Genomic DNA, 15,923 nt, shown 5'->3' on the forward strand with positions numbered 1-15,923 from the left:
CGTCCGGAATCGTCCTCACCCAGGAAGACCTCGCCGAAACCACCGCGCCCCAACGAGCGCAGGATCCGGAAGTCGCCCACGGTCCCCTCGGGCCCGCGTCCTGGGGCCGAGCCTGTGTCCTGGTCCAGGGGTTCGTCCACGCCCGTCCCGTTCCTTGGTCGTCATGCGTGCCCCCGGCCCGCCTCCTGGAACCGTGGTCGACACGGCAGGGTGTCCGGGGGCCGGGACGGCGCGTCCGGCGCTCCGCGCGGCCGGCACAGGGCGCGCGAGGACGGCGTCCCCGGTGGGGGTCTCACCCAGGTTAGCCACAGAAAGCGGGTGCCGGGTACTCCAGGGGCGCCCCTCGGCCCCGTCCCCGGTCGAAGACCCGTGCGCCGACGATGGCGGGCGGTGGCGCCACCGCAGGAAGAAGGGGCCGCCACCGTCGGTCGGACGGTGGCGGCCCCCGTGAACCGCGCGGCGCACCTGTCGGGTGCGGAGCGGAGATCGAACCGCTACTCGGCGATCAGCTGGCGCAGGACGAACTGCAGGATGCCGCCGTTGCGGTAGTAGTCGGCCTCACCCGGGGTGTCGATACGCACGACGGCGTCGAACTCGACCCCCGTCTCGGTGGAGACCTTGACCGTGCTCGGGACGCGGCCCTCGTTGAACTCGGTCACGCCGGTGATGGAGAAGGTCTCCTCACCGGTCAGACCCAGGGAGTCGGCCGACTCGCCCTCGGGGAACTGCAGCGGAAGAACGCCCATCCCGATCAGGTTGGAACGGTGGATGCGCTCGTAGGACTGGGTGATGACCGCGCGCACCCCCAGCAGGCTGGTGCCCTTGGCGGCCCAGTCGCGCGAGGAACCGGAACCGTACTCCTTGCCGCCCAGGACCACCAGCGGGGTGCCCTGCTCGGCGTAGTTCTGCGCGGCGTCGTAGATGAAGGACACCGGTCCCCCGGGCCGGCTGAAGTCGCGGGTGTAGCCGCCCTCGGTGCCCGGCGCGAGCTGGTTGCGCAGGCGGATGTTGGCGAACGTACCGCGGATCATCACCTCGTGGTTGCCACGGCGGGAACCGTAGGAGTTGAAGTCGCGGCGCTCGACACCGTTGGCCTTCAGGTAGTCGGCCGCCGGTGTACCCGGCTTGATGGCGGCGGCGGGCGAGATGTGGTCGGTGGTGACCGAGTCGCCCAGCTTGGCCAGCACACGGGCGCCGTCGATGTCGGTGACCGGGTCCGGGGTCTGGCCCATGCCTTCGAAGTACGGAGGCTTGCGGACGTAGGTGGAGTCCTCCTCCCACTCGTAGATGTTGCCGGTCGGCGTGGGCAGCTCGTGCCAACGCTCGTCACCGGCGAACACGTCGGAGTAGGCCGACTCGTACATGTCGGAGGCGATGGAGTTGTCCATGACCTCCTGGATCTCCTCGGCGGTGGGCCAGATGTCGGCCAGGTAGACGTTCTCGCCGTCCTTGCCGACACCCAGCGGCTCGGTGGTGATGTCCACGTCCATGGACCCGGCCAGGGCGTAGGCGACCACCAGCGGCGGCGAGGCCAGGTAGTTCATCTTGACGTCGGGGTTGATCCGGCCCTCGAAGTTGCGGTTGCCGGACAGCACCGAGGTGGCGGCCAGGTCGTTGTCCTGCACGGCCTTGGAGATCTCTTCCGGCAGCGGGCCGGAGTTGCCGATGCAGGTGGTGCAGCCGTAGCCGACCAGGTTGAAGCCCAGCTTGTCCAGGTACGGGGTCAGGCCGGAGCGCTCGTAGTAGTCGGTGACGACCTTGGAGCCCGGGGCCATGGAGGTCTTGACCCACGGCTTGCTGGAAAGCCCCTTCTCGACCGCCCTCTTGGCCAGCAGGGCGGCGCCCAGCATGACCGAGGGGTTCGAGGTGTTGGTGCACGAGGTGATCGCGGCGATGGTGACCGCGCCGTGGTCGATCTCGGTCTTGGTGCCGTCGGCCATGGTGACCTCGACCGCGCGGTGCGGACGGACGCCGTTCGCGTGCTGGGCCGGGGCGTCGGAGGCCGGGAAGGACTCCTCGTTGGTCTCGTCGACCTCGTCCTCGACGTAGTTGCGCACGTCGTGGCGCCAGGAGGTCTTGGCCTCGGACAGCGCGATGCGGTCCTGCGGACGCTTGGGGCCGGCGATGGAGGGCACGACCTCGGACAGGTCGAGCTCCAGGTACTCGGAGTACTCGGCCTCCTTGGACGGGTCGTGCCAGAAGCCGTTGGCCTTGGCGTAGGACTCGACCAGCCCGACCTGCTCCTCGGAACGGCCGGTCAGCTTCATGTACCGGATGCTCTCCTCGTCGACGGGGAACATCGCGGCGGTGGAGCCGAACTCGGGGCTCATGTTGCCGATGGTGGCGCGGTTGGCCAGCGGCACGGAGGAGACACCCTCGCCGTAGAACTCGACGAACTTGCCGACGACGCCGTGCTCACGGAGCATCTCGGTGATGGTGAGCACCAGGTCGGTGGCGGTGGTGCCCGGCTGGAGCTGCCCGGTGAGCTTGAAACCGACCACGCGCGGGATGAGCATGGAGATCGGCTGGCCGAGCATGGCGGCCTCGGCCTCGATGCCGCCGACGCCCCAGCCCAGGATGCCCAGGCCGTTCTGCATCGTGGTGTGGGAGTCGGTACCCACACAGGTGTCGGGGTAGGCCTGGCCGTTGCGGCTCATGGTCACGCGCGCCAGGTGCTCGATGTTGGCCTGGTGCACGATGCCGGTGCCGGGCGGGACGACCTTGAACTCGTCGAAGGCGGTCTGCCCCCACCGGAGGAACTTGTAGCGCTCGTAGTTGCGCTCGTACTCGATCTCGACGTTGCGCTCGAACGCGTCGGGGCTCCCGAAGAGGTCGACCACGACCGAGTGGTCGATGACCAACTCTGCGGGGGCGAGCGGGTTGATCTTGTCCGCGTCGCCACCCATCTCGCGCACGGCCTCACGCATGGTCGCCAGGTCGACGACGCAGGGAACGCCGGTGAAGTCCTGCATGATCACCCTCGAGGGGGTGAACTGGATCTCCTGGCTCGGCTGGGCCTTCGGGTCCCAGTTGCCCAGTGCACGGATGTGGTCGGCGGTGACGTTCTGCCCGTCCTCCTTGCGAAGGAGGTTCTCGAGCAGAACCTTCAGGCTGTAAGGAAGCCGGTCGGAGCCCTCCACGGCATCCAACCGGAAGATCTCGTACGACTCGTCGCCAACGCGCAACGTGTCACGTGCGCCGAAGCTGTTCGTGGACACGGTGTCTGCCTCCTGATCTCGCCACTTTGTCCCCAGCATCCTGCCTCATAGGGCGAACGCGGGACCTACTGAGGCCGCCCTTGTCCGGTGCCGGGGACCGGGGCCCCGAGCTCGGGGCCCGCCACTCCACCAGCATCCACCAGTTCCGACCTGACCTGCAACGACACCACTCGCGCAGGACAGGCGGCCCACGGATCGCGGGCGTCCACGATGGAGCGGGGCCGGGCGTCGGCAAGCGGTGAACTTCACACGCCCGAGCCGGATGCGGGCCGGGGGAACCCCACTGTTATCTTGACATCAAGGTATCTGACTTGTATCTCGATATCAAGTTATCGGGCGCCCGTCGTGGACGAACACCCGCCCCCTTGGAAGCACCCGCTCCTCGGAAGGACTCACCTCACCTGCGGCGCCACCTGATCGGCCACCAACGCGAGGTGGTCCAGATCGGACATGTCCAGCACCTGGAGGTAGAGGCGTTCGGCCCCCGCCTCGGCGAACCGGCCGATCTTGTCCACCAACTCGGCCGGACTGCCCGCCAGACCGTTGACCCGCAGCTCCTCGGGGTCGCGGCCGATGCGTTCGGCCCGCCGGGCGATCTCGGCCTCGTCCCGGCCCACGCAGAGCACCTGCGCCGCCGAGTAGGCCATGGACCCCGTACGGGAGGAAGCTGCCACGGCCTCGCGTGTGCGCCCGAAGGCGGCCGCCGTCTCCTCCAGCGAGGCGAAGGGCACGTTGTACTCGTCGGCGAACACGGCCGCCAGGCGCGGGGTACGCCTGGGACCGGTCCCACCGATGATGACCGGCGGGCGCGGCCCCTGCTCCGGTTTGGGCAACGCGGGCCCCTCCGAGAGACGGTAGTACTTGCCCGCGTAGCGGAAGGACTCGCCCACCGGCGTACTCCACAGGCCGGTGATGATGTCGAGCTGCTCCTCGTAACGGTCGAACCGCTCGCGGCCGGCCCCCGGGAAGGGGATCCCGTAAGCGGCGTGCTCGTCCTCGTACCACCCCGCGCCGAAGCCGAACTCGATCCGGCCCCCGCTCATCCGGTCGACCTGGGCCACCGCGATGGCCAACGGGCCGGGGTAACGGAAGGTCGCCGCGGTCATGAGCGTGCCCAGGCGGATACGGGAGGTCTCGCGGGCCAGGCCGGCCAGAGTGATCCAGGCGTCGGTGGGCCCGGGCAGACCACTCGCGTGGTCGCCCATGTGCAGATAGTGGTCAGAGCGAAACAGGCCGTCGAACCCGAGATCCTCGGTGGCCTTGGCGACGGCGAGCTGGTCCTCGTAAGTGGCCCCCTGCTGGGGCTCGAGAAAGATCCTCAGGCGCATGGGCCCATTTTCACCCACCCTCGGCCACAGCGCCGAATCCGCCTGGCCCCCAGCTCCCGCCGCCCTCCGCCCCGGCCGGGCACGGGACCGGCCGGGGTCCGGGGCCCTCGGACCCACTGTGGCCCGCACCCTGGCCCGGCGGCCCGGAGGACTACGGCCCCTGGCGGTCGGGGCCATTCAGGATGATCCCCGACACACCAACTTGTATTTGGCAATTATTTTAATTGGAAGAAAATAGGATGCTTTCGGCCGACCCCGCCCGGGGCGGCGCCCTCTCCAGGAGGTGGTGTCCTTGTCCGTGTCCCGTGCGCTCCTCACCGCGCCGGCCGCTCTGCTCGGCGGCGTCGTGGCCCTGGTCCCTGTCGCCCCGGCCGCCGCCGACACCGAAGCGGAATTCCCCGCGAGTGCGGACAGCACCCTGGTGCACCTGGAGGTCCCGGAGGAGGGTGTGCGCGGGTTCTGGGGACACGTGCACGTCGAGTCCGAGTTGGGCGACGACCGCGCCGCCGCGGAGTTCGCCACCGACCCCACAGACATCACTCCGTACCTGAATGTGGCCGGACCGCAACGTTCGGAGGTCGGGACCAGCGCCGAGGAGAGCGGGCGCGCCGAGGCCCACACGGCGGCCGCTGGGGTGGAACTGGTCCTGCCCGGCGAGGAGGAACGACCCCTGGTCTCCGTGGGCGGACTGCACACATCGGTGGCCTGCGACTTCCACGGGAACCTGTCGTGGGACCAAGCGCTGGGCGGCAGCGGTTTCAGCGAGCGGGTCGTCACCGTCATGGACACCCCGATCGCGGCGGACGGACCCGAGGTCACCGAGGTCGTCGAGGGCCCCGGCGGGAAGGCGACCGAGGTCACCGTGGTCACGGACCAGCCCGATGAGGAGAACGCGCGCAGCGGGAGCGTGGGCACCACCGTGACCGCCGTCCAGGACGGCGAGGAGCTGTTCGAACTGATCCTGGGAGAGGTCGCCGTCGAGTGCGGCACCCCCGAGGACACCGTCGACGGTGAGAGCGGGGCCGAGGGCGGGGAGGCCACCGCCTCGGACGGACCCGACGGGGCGGACGAGCGCTCCGGTGATCTGCCGGAGGCCGCCACGGAGGAGCGCGCCACCCCCGAGGCCGGGACCGGTACCGCACCCGCCGAGGAGGAGCCCGACGCGGAGGAACCCGTCGAGGAAGCGCCCGCCGGGCCCGACCACGAGGACGCGGACCGCGACCGGTCCGCGGACGAGGACACCGCCGCCGGGACCGACCGCGGGAGCTCCGGAGAGGGCCTGCCCGTGACCGGGGCGGCCGTGGCCGGTCTCGCCGCCGTGGGAACGCTCGCACTCGCCGGCGGCGGCCTCGCCCTCTATCTGGGCCGCAAGCGTCGCAGCACCGTGCCCGACGACGGCTGAGCCGCCGGAGACACCTACCCGCACGGCATGACCCTCCGGCAGGAGACCTGCCCCGCCGCGTCGTGCCCGAGCGCGACAGCATGCGCGTCCTCCCGGGCCGGCTTCGGCCTGGTGCCCGGGATACCGGCCCGGGTGTGTCAGTCCAGTTCGCGGTGGCGCGGGGCGAGCTTGACCGGTTCCAGGACCGCCATGCACTCCACGTGGTGGGTCATCGGGAACGCATCGAAGGCACGGAGCTCGGTCAGCCGGTACTTGCGGCGCTCGAACTCGGCGAGGTCCCGGGCGAGCGTGGCCGGGTCGCAGGAGACGTAGGCGATCGCGCGCGGGCGTGTGCCGGCGATCAGGTTCACCGCTTCCTTGCCCGCACCCGAACGCGGCGGGTCCAGGGCGACCACGTCGGCGCGCACGTCGGCCCACTCGCGCATCTGCGCCGCGGCGTCCCCCTGCTCGATACGCACCTGTTCCAGGTCGCGCAGATTGTAGCGGGCGTCGCGCACGGCGTCGGCCCCGCTCTCCACACCCATCGCGCGTCCCTCGGGCCCCACGGCCTCGGCGAGGAAACGGGTGAAGAGGCCGGCGCCGCAGAACAGGTCCAGAGCGGTCTCACCCTCCTTGGGCTGCAGGGCCTCCATGACCGCGTGGGTCAGGACCCGTCCGGCCTCCGGGTGCACCTGCCAGAACCCGCCCGCGCTGACCCGGAACTCACGGTCGTCCACGTTCTCGCGCACACCCTTGCGCCCGCGCACCTGCTGGATCCGGCCGCCCTTGAACCGTCGCAGCACCGCGCTGGAGGCCTTCAGTTCGGGCAAGGTGCCGAGCTTGGCACCGGCGGGGTTGACGATGACGGCCCGGTCGGCGCGGGCGGCGGAGGCCACCCCCTCGACGTCGCGGACACCGTTCCAGCGCACCTCCGGGATACCGAGCTCGGTCACGCCGGGGTGGGCGATCAGGCAGCGGTCCACGGGTTCGACCTCGTGGGAGCGGTGGCGGCGCAGCCCGGCGTGGCCGTCCTCGTCCACGGTGAACCGCACCCGGGTACGCCAGCCGAGGCCGTCCGGGGTACCGGGGAGTTCCTCGACCTCGACCTCGCGCTCGATGCCGGCGATACGGCGCAGCTGCTCGCTGACCACCTGGCCCTTGATACGGCGCTGGGCCCCGAGCGAGGCGTGCTGCCAGTCGCAGCCCCCGCACTTTCCGGGCCCGGCGTAGGGGCAGGGGGCATCGACACGGTCCGGGGAGGCCTCGAGAACGTCCACGGCGTCACCGCGCAGGAACCGGGTGGTCTCCTCGGTCACACGCACACGTACACGCTCACCGGGCAGGGTGTGGCGCACGAAGACGACCTGGTCCTCGTGGCGGCCCACGCACCACCCTCCATGGGCCACGTCGTCGACGGTGAGCTCGAACTCGGTACCCACACGGGTCATGGCGGTGTCCTTCGATGGTCGGGGCACGTCTCGGTGACCCTGCACGCACAGCCACCCACCGTTCCCAACCTACCGTCCCGCGGACCCGGTCCGGACGTGCTCGCGCCCCAGGTGGGGCTCCCCCGTGAACCGGATCGCACGTGCACGCGGCCCCGGAGGAGGGCCGCCACGCGTACCACGGGGATCTGTGCCAGGCTGTGTTGTCGAGGACACGCTTCGTTCGGTGTCCGGTGAGGGTTGTCTCGACGGGAGTGCGGGCCAGATGCACATCGTGATCATGGGGTGCGGCCGAGTGGGGTCCACTCTCGCGCACACGCTGGTGGACCTCGGGCACACGGTCGCGGTGATCGACCAGGACCCCGACTCGTTCCACCGACTGCGCGGGAACGTCGCCAAACACGCGGTTCGGGGTGTGGGACACGACCACGAGGTGTTGCAGACCGCGGGGCTCGACCGGGCGTCGGCGTTCGCGGCGGTCAGCAACGGCGACAACTCCAACATCATCGCCGCCCGGGTGGCGCGTGAGGCCTTCGGGGTCGAGAACGTGGTCGCCCGGATCTACGACCCGCGCCGCGCGACGGTCTACCAGCGCCTGGGGATCCCGACCGTGGCCACGGTCGGGTGGACGGCCGACGCGATCCTGCGGCGCATGATACCCGGGGACGGGCAGCTGGCCTCCGCCCCGGAGTGGCAGGACGCGTCGGGGACCCTGGCCATGCAAGAGATGCCCCTGCCCGAAGTATGGGCCGGGCACAGTGTGACCGAGTTGGAGCGGGGCCGCGGCCTGCGCGTGGTCTACCTGACGCGCGGCGGCCGGATCCTGCTGGCCGGGGTCGACCAGGTGTTGGAGGCCGGCGACGTTCTGCACGTGGCGGCCCACGCCCCGGACCTGGAAGGGCTGGCCGAGCAGCTGGCCGACGAGACGGAGCGTGGTTGAGATGCGGATCGCCATCGCGGGTGCGGGGAGCGTGGGTCGCTCCATCGCCACTGAGCTGGCCGGCAGCGGCCACGACGTGCTGCTCATCGACCGGGACACCCGGCGGATCGGGGTCGACGACATGCCCCAGGTGGAGTGGCTGCTCGCCGACGCGTGTGAGCTGGCGACGTTGGAGGACGCCCGTCTGGGCGATTTCGACGTGGTCATCGCCGCCAGCAGCGACGACAAGGTCAACCTCGTGGTCTCGTTGCTCGCCAAGACCGAGTTCGGTGTCGAGCGGGTGATCGCGCGCATCAACGACCCCGGGAACGAATGGCTCTTCGACGACTCCTGGGGCGTGGACCTGGCGGTCTCTCCCCCGCGGCTGATCGCGGACCTGGTCGAGGGTGTGCCCGAGGAGGACCAGGAGGAGGAGGGCATCCGCCCGCCCCTGCCGGGCGCCGAGATCGCCGAGACGGTACTGCCCGCACACAGCGCCTTCGTGGGCCGTCCCGAGTCGGAGCTGACCGCGTCGCTGCCCGAGGGCACGGCGCTCGTCGCGGTGCTGGGCACGGGCGGGGTGCGCCCGCCCGAGCCGTCTCGGGAGCTGGCCGTGGGCAACACGCTCGTGTTCCTCGCCGCACCGGAGACCCTGGGTGTCCTGGAGGACCTGCTCGGCCCCGCCGACGACACCTGAGGCCCCGCCCCGGGCACGGTCCCTCCGGGCCCCGCACTGCGCCGGTGCCCGGCACCGGCGCGCGGATCAGGGGTTCTCGGGGCCCTCCTTCTCCTGGGGGCGGTGCTGGCCCTCGGGGTGCGCCGTGTCCTCGGGGTGTTCGGGGGCCCGGACCAGAGGGGTACGGCCGCGGGCGAGGACCCACACCATGCAGGCGAAGGCGGCGACCTGAAGGGGCCAGCCCATGGCGACCTTGGACAGCCCCAACAGCGCGAACGTGTCGGCCCACTCGTAGCGGTCGGCCAGCCACAGCGGGAACTGCACGAGGACACGGATCACACACGGAAGGATCAGGAGCCAGGTCAGGCGCGAGGCGAGCGTGACCACGGCGGGGTCGGCGCGCCAGGAGCTGAAGTCCTCCTTGTTGCCGATGAAGGGGCCGATCATCAGCCCGATGGCGGGCCAGCGAATCAGGATCGTCCCGGTGAGCACCACCGCGTACACGGCGTTGTAGATGATGCCGGGCAGGAAGGCGTCGGCGGCATTGCCGCTGCGCATCGCGAACAGCGCGGCGATCCCGATCCCGAACAGGCTCGTGATGACGTACTGGGGCGAGGAGCGCTGCACCAGGCGGATCAGGCCGAGCAACACGGCCACGACCACGGCCGCGGTGATCGACCGGCCGAGCTCGCTGGTCACGACGTAACCGATGGTGAAGGTCAGCGTGGGCACGGCGGCCTCGACCATGCCGCGTTTGCCGCCCAGCGCCTTCGACAGCTGGGAGCGGACCAAGGCCTCGACGGTGTCCTCGGTGACCTGGGGGGTACCGTCCGTACTGTCCCGGTCCTCCGACAAGGCGGGTTCTTCGGCGGCGGCCCGATGCTGCTCGCTCATCTGGGTGTTGGGCGCGAGTACCCCGCCCTCGGGCAGGGGAAGAACGCCCTCTCCTTCCTGGCGCAGGTTCACGAAAGACCTCGACGGCAGATCTGCCGGTTCGCACGTCTTCGACGCGGTGTCGCCCGCCATCATGAACCAGCCTATGCCACGTGTCACCCTGTGCACGGACCGTCGGGGCAGGCGGTGAGGAGGCCGGCCCGGGTTCGTCCGTGTTGCTCCCCAGTTGTCGCGTGCGGCTTCTCACGCTTTCCGTACGCTGGTGGTCCCACCCATTGCAGTGAGGGAGGCCCCATGAGGCTGAGTACCGCACCCCGGACCGATCACCTGGCCTTCGCCGCCGCCCTCGACCGGGCCCTCACCCGGCCGGAGAGATCACACGTGTGGTCGCCGTACTCGGTGGCCACGGTCCTGGCTCTACTGGCCTCTGGTGCCCGCGAGCGCACCAGGGAACAACTGGTGTCCCTGGTGGGCGAGGACCTGCGCGGGCACCTGGAAGCCCTGGACGAGGCCGCCGCCCCCGAGCAGGGCCTGGAACTGTCCGCCCTCAACGGTCTCTACCCGCGCGCCGGCCTCCCGCTGCGGCCGGGGTTCGGGGACCTGGTACACGAGCGGGTCGCCGCCGAGATCGAAGCCGCCGATTTCCCCGGGGACGCCGAGGGCGTGCGTGCCGGCATCAACGACCGGGTCTCACGGGTCACCCATGGGCTGGTCGATGAGCTCCTGCCACCGGGAACGGTCCATCCCGACGTGCGGTTCCTACTGGTCAACGCGTTGTGGGTGACCATGGTCTGGACCGATCCGTTCGAGATGGACCGCACCCAACAGCGGCCCTTCCACGCCCCCGGCGGGCGGCGCGAGGTGGCGACCATGCACCGCAGCGCACGCCTGCCCCACGCCCGAGCACACGGGTGGTCGATGGTGGCTCTGGAGGGCAGGCACGAACTCTCCCTCGACCTGTTCCTGCCCGACGACGAGTCCTCCACCCCGCCGCCGCTGCAGCCCCGGGTCCTCGAGGCCCTCTACGGGGGCCGCAAGCAGCAGCAGGTGGAGCTGGCCCTGCCCCGGTTCGCGGTGGAGACCGACACCTCGCTCCTGGAACCCCTGGACGAGCTGGGCGTGCGCGAGGCCTCCTCCGACCGGGCCCGCTTCGACGGAATCAGCGAGGTCCCGCTCAAGGTCGACGCGATGCTGCACCAGTCGGTGCTGCGTGTGGACGAGAAGGGTGCCGAGGGGGCCGCCGCGACCGCGGCGATGATGGTGATGTCGGCGGCGGTACCGACACGTCCGGTGCGTTTCACCGTCGACCGCCCGTTCGTCTTCGCGCTCCGACGCCGCGGGGCACTGCTGTTCCTGGGGCGGGTGAGCGACCCGGTCGACCCGGGGCCGGCGCGCTGACGCCGGGCCCCGCGCCGGCGCCCTGTCCCGGCGGGTTCAGACGTCGAAGACCTCGAACACGGTCGCCAGGGGGAGCCCGGCCACACGTGCGGCCTCTGCCGCCGCCCCGGGCAGGAACGAGCGTTCGACGTAGTGGGTGGGCCGGGGGCCGAACCGAAGGCGGCGAACCGTACCCCCTGCCAGGGTTCCGGGCCGTCGGGCAAGTCGAGGAACTCCACGGCCGAAGCGCCGGCCACGGCCGCCGAGGCGCGCTGCTCGGCCATACGGACCGGGGCGCACTGTTCCGGCGCGAGGTGTCGACGCCGGCCTCACCCTTGGTCACGAGCAGTTCGACGGCGTCCTTGCCCTGCCGGGTCCACCGGGCCAGGGCCGAGGAGGTGCCGAACTCCAGGGCGTCGGGGTGGGACACCGCTGCCAGGGCCCGCTGCCGCTCCTCCGGCAGGGGCCGGGGGGCGCTGTCGTCCGTGCTCCGAGTCATGGCCCGGGCTCACGGAGACCGGCGCTCCCCCGACAGGACCCTGTCAGCTCTGGGAGGGTTGCTCCCCGGCCGTGCCGGAGCTGGGCGAACCGTTCGGCGAGCGGCCCGCGTTCCCCTCCTGGGCGGCCTGCTGTGCCGAACGCTGCTCGGCGGCCTCGGCCATCTTGTCCTGGATCTCCTTGGGCACGGTGATCGGCAGCATCTCGTTGGGCGGCGCGGGCTGCTCACCGCGCACCACGACGATGCCGGCGAACATCCGCTCGGCCTCGGCCATCATCTCGGGCTTGGAGGCCCCTTCGCCGCGGATGACACCGCGCAGCACCCAGCGGGGGCCGTCCACGCCGATGAAGCGCACACGCTGGCCGAGCTGCTTGCCCTCCTCGTTGGTGCGGCCCTTGACGGGCACCAGGGCGCGCAGCTCGGCACCGAAGGGGCCCTCGTGGTCCTCGACCCGGCCGCCCTGCTGGGTGACCTGCTCGCGCAGCTCCTGCCGCATCTCGTCCCACAGACCGGAGGACTTGGGCGCGGCGAAGGGCTGGACCTGCAGTGAGGTCTTGCCCCGCACCAGGGTGATGCCGATGATGCGCTGCTTGCCCTGCTTGTCCTTGGCGACGTTGACCTGGATGTCGGAGCCCTGGTCCATGGGCACCTTCATGCTTCCCAGGTCCATGCGCTCGGACTCGGGGGCGTCCTCGGTCTCGTCCCAGGGGCCGGTCGCACGATGGCGGTCCTCCCCCTTGACGGGCTCGGACCGGGACCTCTCGGGTGTGATCTCGTTGTCGAAGGAGACAGCTCCGGCCGCCCCCTCCTTCTGCGGCGACGTCTCGGGGGCCGGGGCGGCCTCTTTGCCGGTCCCCTGGTCCTTCTTCTTGCGGCGTCCGAACACGCCTTCACCTCTCCAGCTCTCAGGTCGGGCCCGGCTGGTCACCGGGGTCGGTCCCTGTCCGGCGGACCGGGTATCCACCGATCAGGGCCCGGGGGTTCCGTCAGCCCTGTGCGGTGTGTCCCCCGGTCGATCCGAAACCTCCTGCTCCCCGATCGGTGTCGGGCAGGGCGGCGGCCTCCACGAACTCGGCCCGTTCCACGCGCTGAACCACCAGTTGGGCGATCCGGTCCCCTCGCTCGAACTTGACGGGAACGTGCGCGTCGGTGTTGAGCAGAGTCACCCGGATCTCGCCCCGGTACCCGGCGTCGACGGTTCCGGGCGCGTTGACGACCGTGACACCGTGGCGCGCGGCCAGTCCGGAGCGCGGGTGGACGAAGGCCGCGTACCCCTGCGGGAGCGCGATGGCCAGACCGGTGGGCAGGGTGGTCCGCTCCCCCGGTTCGAGGACGGCGCCCACGGTCGTGCGCAGGTCAGCGCCTGCGTCACCGTCGTGGGCGTACTCGGGGAGGGGGAGGCCTGGATCGATCCGGTGGACCGTGATCGGGATCCGGCCTTCTTCCATGGATGTGCTCTTCACATTCGCCGAGCCTATCGGTCCCGGCACAGCCGACCGGGACGAACAGCGGGGCCGGGGCGGCCGCGGCCGCCCCGGCCCCTGCGGACCACTACCGCTGTTCCTCGGGGTCGGGCAGGCTCACCTCGACGGTGAGTTCCTTGCCCTCGACCGGTTCGAGGTCGACGGTGACGGCGCGGCCTGCTGCGGCCAGGTCACCGACGGCCGAACGGACGGCCTCGACCCGGTCGCCGGCCACACGCACGCTCTCGACCTCGGCGCGCATGGACAGCTTGGCTTCGGACTTGGCGCGGCGCACGTCGCGCAGCACCTCGGCGGTGGCGGCGAGCACGGCGGGGTCGCCGTCGGCGGCCAGAGCACCGTACTCCTCGGCCGCGGGCCAGGACTGACCGTGCACCGAGCCCTCCTGCCACCAGCTCCAGACCTCTTCGGTCACGAAGGGCAGGAACGGCGAGAAGAGGCGGTGGAGCACGTCCAGGGCGATGAGCAGGGCCGCGCGGGCCGAGGCGCCCTCGGCGGACCCGGTGTCGTAGGCGCGGGCCTTGACCAGCTCCAGGTAGTCGTCACAGAAGGCCCAGAAGAAGCGCTCGGTGCGCTCCAGGGCCCGAGTGTGGTCGAAGGCCTGGAAGGCGGTGGTGGCATCGGCCACGACCTCGGCCAAGGCGGCGAGCATCGCCCGGTCCAGGGGTTGTGTGACCTGGGCCGGGTCGGAGGTGGCGTCCCCACTCGCGACCGACATGACGAACTTGCTGGCGTTGAGGATCTTGATGGACAGGCGGCGCCCGATCTTCATCTGGCCCTCGTCCAGCGCGGTGTCGGTACCCAGGCGACCGTTGGCGGCCCAGTAGCGCACCGCGTCGGAGCTGTACTTCTCCAGCATCGCAACGGGCGTGACGACGTTGCCCTTGGACTTGGACATCTTCTTGCGGTCCGGGTCCAGGATCCAGCCGGAGAGGCCGGTGGTGGACCAGGGCAGCGAGTCGTGCTCGAAGTGGGCGCGCACGACCGTGGAGAACAGCCACGTACGGATGATGTCCTGGCCCTGGGGGCGGAAGTCCATCGGAAAGACCCGCTGGAACAGGTCCTCGTCGCGCTCCCAGCCGGAGGCGATCTGCGGCGAGAGCGAGGAGGTCGCCCAGGTGTCCATGACGTCGGGGTCGCCGGTGAACCCGCCGGGCAGGCCGCGCTGGTCCTCGGTGTAGCCGGCCGGGGCCTGCGAACTCGGGTCGATCGGGAGCTGGTCCTCGGCGGGCACGAGCGGCTCGTCGTAGCGCGGGTTGCCCTCGCCGTCGAGCGGATACCAGACGGGGAAGGGCACGCCGAAGAAGCGCTGCCGGCTGATGAGCCAGTCGCCGTTGAGTCCCTCGACCCAGTTCTCGTAGCGCTGGCGCATGTGGTCGGGGTACCAGACCAGCTCGCGTCCGCGCTGGATGAACTGGGCGCGCAGGTTCTCGTCACGACCGCCGTTGCGGATGTACCACTGGCGGGTGGTGACGACCTCGAGGGGCTTGTCGCCCTTCTCGTAGAACTTCACCGGGTGGGTGACGGGTGTGGGCTCACCGACGAGGTCGCCGCTCTCGCCGAGCATCTCGACCATGCGCTCGCGTGCAGTGTGCACGGTGGCGCCGACGAGCTTGTCGTAGGCCTCGCGAGCGGGACCGGACTGCAGGCCCTGGGGGGCGTCGGCCATGATGCGCCCGTCCCACCCGATGATCGGACGGGTCGTGAGCTGGAGCTCGCGCCACCAGGTGACATCGGTGGTGTCACCGAAGGTGCAGATCATGGCGATGCCCGACCCCTTCTCGGGGTCGGCGAGGCGGTGGGCCTCGACGGGCACCTCCACACCGAAGACGGGCGTGGTGACGGTGGTGCCGAACAGGTCCTTGTAGCGCTCGTCATCGGGGTGGGCGACCAGGGCCACACACGCCGGGAGCAGTTCGGGACGGGTGGTCTCGATGTGCACCGGGCTGCCGTCGGCCTTGTGGAAGGCGACCTTGTGGTAGGCGCTGGGGCGCTCGCGGTCCTCGAGTTCGGCCTGGGCGACGGCGGTGCGGAAGGTGACGTCCCACAGGGTGGGCGCCTCGGCCATGTAGGCCTCACCGCGCGCCAGGTTGCGCAGGAAGGCTCGCTGGGCGGCGGCCCGGGATGTGTCGTCGATGGTGGCGTAGGTGTACCGCCAGTCCACACTCAGCCCGAGGCGTCGCCAGATGGACTCGAAGACCTTCTCGTCCTCGGCGGTGAGCACGTCGCACAGCTCGATGAAGTTGCGCCGCGAGATCGGGAGCTGCCGCTTGGGGTCGGGCTTTTCCGGCGGTTGGAAGTCCGGGTCGTAGGGGATCGACGGGTCGCAGCGCACGCCGTAGTAATTCTGGACGCGGCGCTCGGTCGGCAGCCCGTTGTCGTCCCAGCCCATCGGGTAGAAGACGGCCTTGCCGTTCATGCGCTGGAAACGCGCCACGGTGTCGGTGTGGGTGTAGGAGAACACGTGACCGATGTGCAGCGACCCAGAGACCGTGGGCGGAGGGGTGTCGATGGAGAAGACGTCCTCGCGGCCGACGGTGCGGTCGAAATGGTAGACGCCGGACTCATCCCATACGTCGACCCACTTCGCTTCGATACCGTCCAGCGAAGGCTTGTCGGGCATGCGGAAGGAATGAGAGCGGTTGGTCATGGCCCAATATTAGGCCCTGTTCGGCGGGTCCTCGACCTGCTGAGCGACCGAAGGC

The 15,923-nt window shown here is 70.6% G+C and carries 11 protein-coding genes and 1 pseudogene; 4 read left to right on the forward strand and 8 right to left on the reverse strand.

Going from position 1 to position 15,923, the window contains the following annotated elements; translation table 11 throughout:
• Positions 1-494 precede the first annotated feature (494 nt).
• Together acnA and D473_RS0118320 are read right to left on the reverse strand one after the other, a co-directional pair.
• A complete protein-coding gene (gene acnA / locus D473_RS0118315; protein ID WP_017610503.1) occupies positions 495-3,218 on the reverse strand; it encodes an aconitate hydratase AcnA in 2,724 nt (907 codons plus the stop codon).
• A 392-nt stretch (positions 3,219-3,610) separates the two neighbouring features.
• Positions 3,611-4,546, reverse strand: coding sequence for an LLM class F420-dependent oxidoreductase (locus D473_RS0118320; protein WP_017610504.1), 936 nt, complete (start codon positions 4,544-4,546; stop codon positions 3,611-3,613).
• Positions 4,547-4,844: 298 nt separating this feature from the next.
• Here D473_RS0118320 and D473_RS0118325 point away from each other — a divergent pair, with 298 nt between their 5' ends.
• Positions 4,845-5,948 (forward strand): hypothetical protein, encoded by a 1,104-nt coding sequence (locus tag D473_RS0118325; RefSeq protein ID WP_241474819.1) that lies wholly within the window; start codon positions 4,845-4,847, stop codon positions 5,946-5,948.
• Between the two features lie 137 nt (positions 5,949-6,085).
• Here the strand turns inward: D473_RS0118325 and D473_RS0118330 are convergent, their stop codons facing one another.
• Positions 6,086-7,375, reverse strand: coding sequence for a class I SAM-dependent RNA methyltransferase (locus D473_RS0118330; RefSeq protein WP_017610506.1), 1,290 nt, complete (start codon positions 7,373-7,375; stop codon positions 6,086-6,088).
• A gap of 262 nt (positions 7,376-7,637) precedes the next feature.
• Between D473_RS0118330 and D473_RS0118335 the strand changes: the two genes are divergently transcribed.
• Together D473_RS0118335 and D473_RS0118340 are read left to right on the forward strand one after the other, a co-directional pair.
• Entirely contained in the window at positions 7,638-8,312 is a 675-nt protein-coding gene (locus tag D473_RS0118335) for a potassium channel family protein (RefSeq protein WP_026127081.1), read from the forward strand.
• Positions 8,305-8,988 (forward strand): potassium channel family protein, encoded by a 684-nt coding sequence (locus tag D473_RS0118340; RefSeq protein WP_026127082.1) that lies wholly within the window; start codon positions 8,305-8,307, stop codon positions 8,986-8,988. The genes D473_RS0118335 and D473_RS0118340 overlap by 8 nt, the downstream gene beginning before the upstream one ends.
• A 66-nt stretch (positions 8,989-9,054) precedes the next feature.
• Here D473_RS0118340 and D473_RS0118345 read toward each other — a convergent pair whose 3' ends face one another.
• Entirely contained in the window at positions 9,055-9,861 is an 807-nt protein-coding gene (locus tag D473_RS0118345) for a DUF3159 domain-containing protein (protein WP_033353600.1), read from the reverse strand.
• Positions 9,862-10,155: 294 nt separating this feature from the next.
• On the opposite strand from D473_RS0118345, the gene D473_RS0118350 reads away from it, so the two are divergent.
• Positions 10,156-11,259, forward strand: coding sequence for a serpin family protein (locus D473_RS0118350; RefSeq protein WP_017610510.1), 1,104 nt, complete (start codon positions 10,156-10,158; stop codon positions 11,257-11,259).
• A gap of 36 nt (positions 11,260-11,295) precedes the next feature.
• Here the strand turns inward: D473_RS0118350 and D473_RS28175 are convergent.
• The 4 genes and pseudogenes from D473_RS28175 to valS form a co-directional block, all read right to left on the reverse strand.
• Positions 11,296-11,737, reverse strand: a pseudogene (locus D473_RS28175) (PIG-L deacetylase family protein).
• Positions 11,738-11,780: 43 nt separating this feature from the next.
• Positions 11,781-12,623 carry a DUF3710 domain-containing protein gene (locus D473_RS0118355; protein WP_017610511.1) on the reverse strand — a complete coding sequence of 281 codons (843 nt, stop codon included), beginning with the start codon at positions 12,621-12,623 and terminating at the stop codon, positions 11,781-11,783.
• Positions 12,624-12,723: 100 nt separating this feature from the next.
• A complete protein-coding gene (gene dut, locus D473_RS0118360) occupies positions 12,724-13,185 on the reverse strand; it encodes a dUTP diphosphatase (protein WP_017610512.1) in 462 nt (153 codons plus the stop codon).
• A gap of 103 nt (positions 13,186-13,288) precedes the next feature.
• Positions 13,289-15,868 carry a valine--tRNA ligase gene (gene valS, locus D473_RS0118365; protein ID WP_017610513.1) on the reverse strand — a complete coding sequence of 860 codons (2,580 nt, stop codon included), beginning with the start codon at positions 15,866-15,868 and terminating at the stop codon, positions 13,289-13,291.
• Positions 15,869-15,923 lie beyond the last annotated feature (55 nt).

The organism is Nocardiopsis xinjiangensis YIM 90004, from assembly GCF_000341145.1.
Taxonomy (GTDB): Bacteria; Actinomycetota; Actinomycetes; order Streptosporangiales; family Streptosporangiaceae; genus Nocardiopsis; species Nocardiopsis xinjiangensis.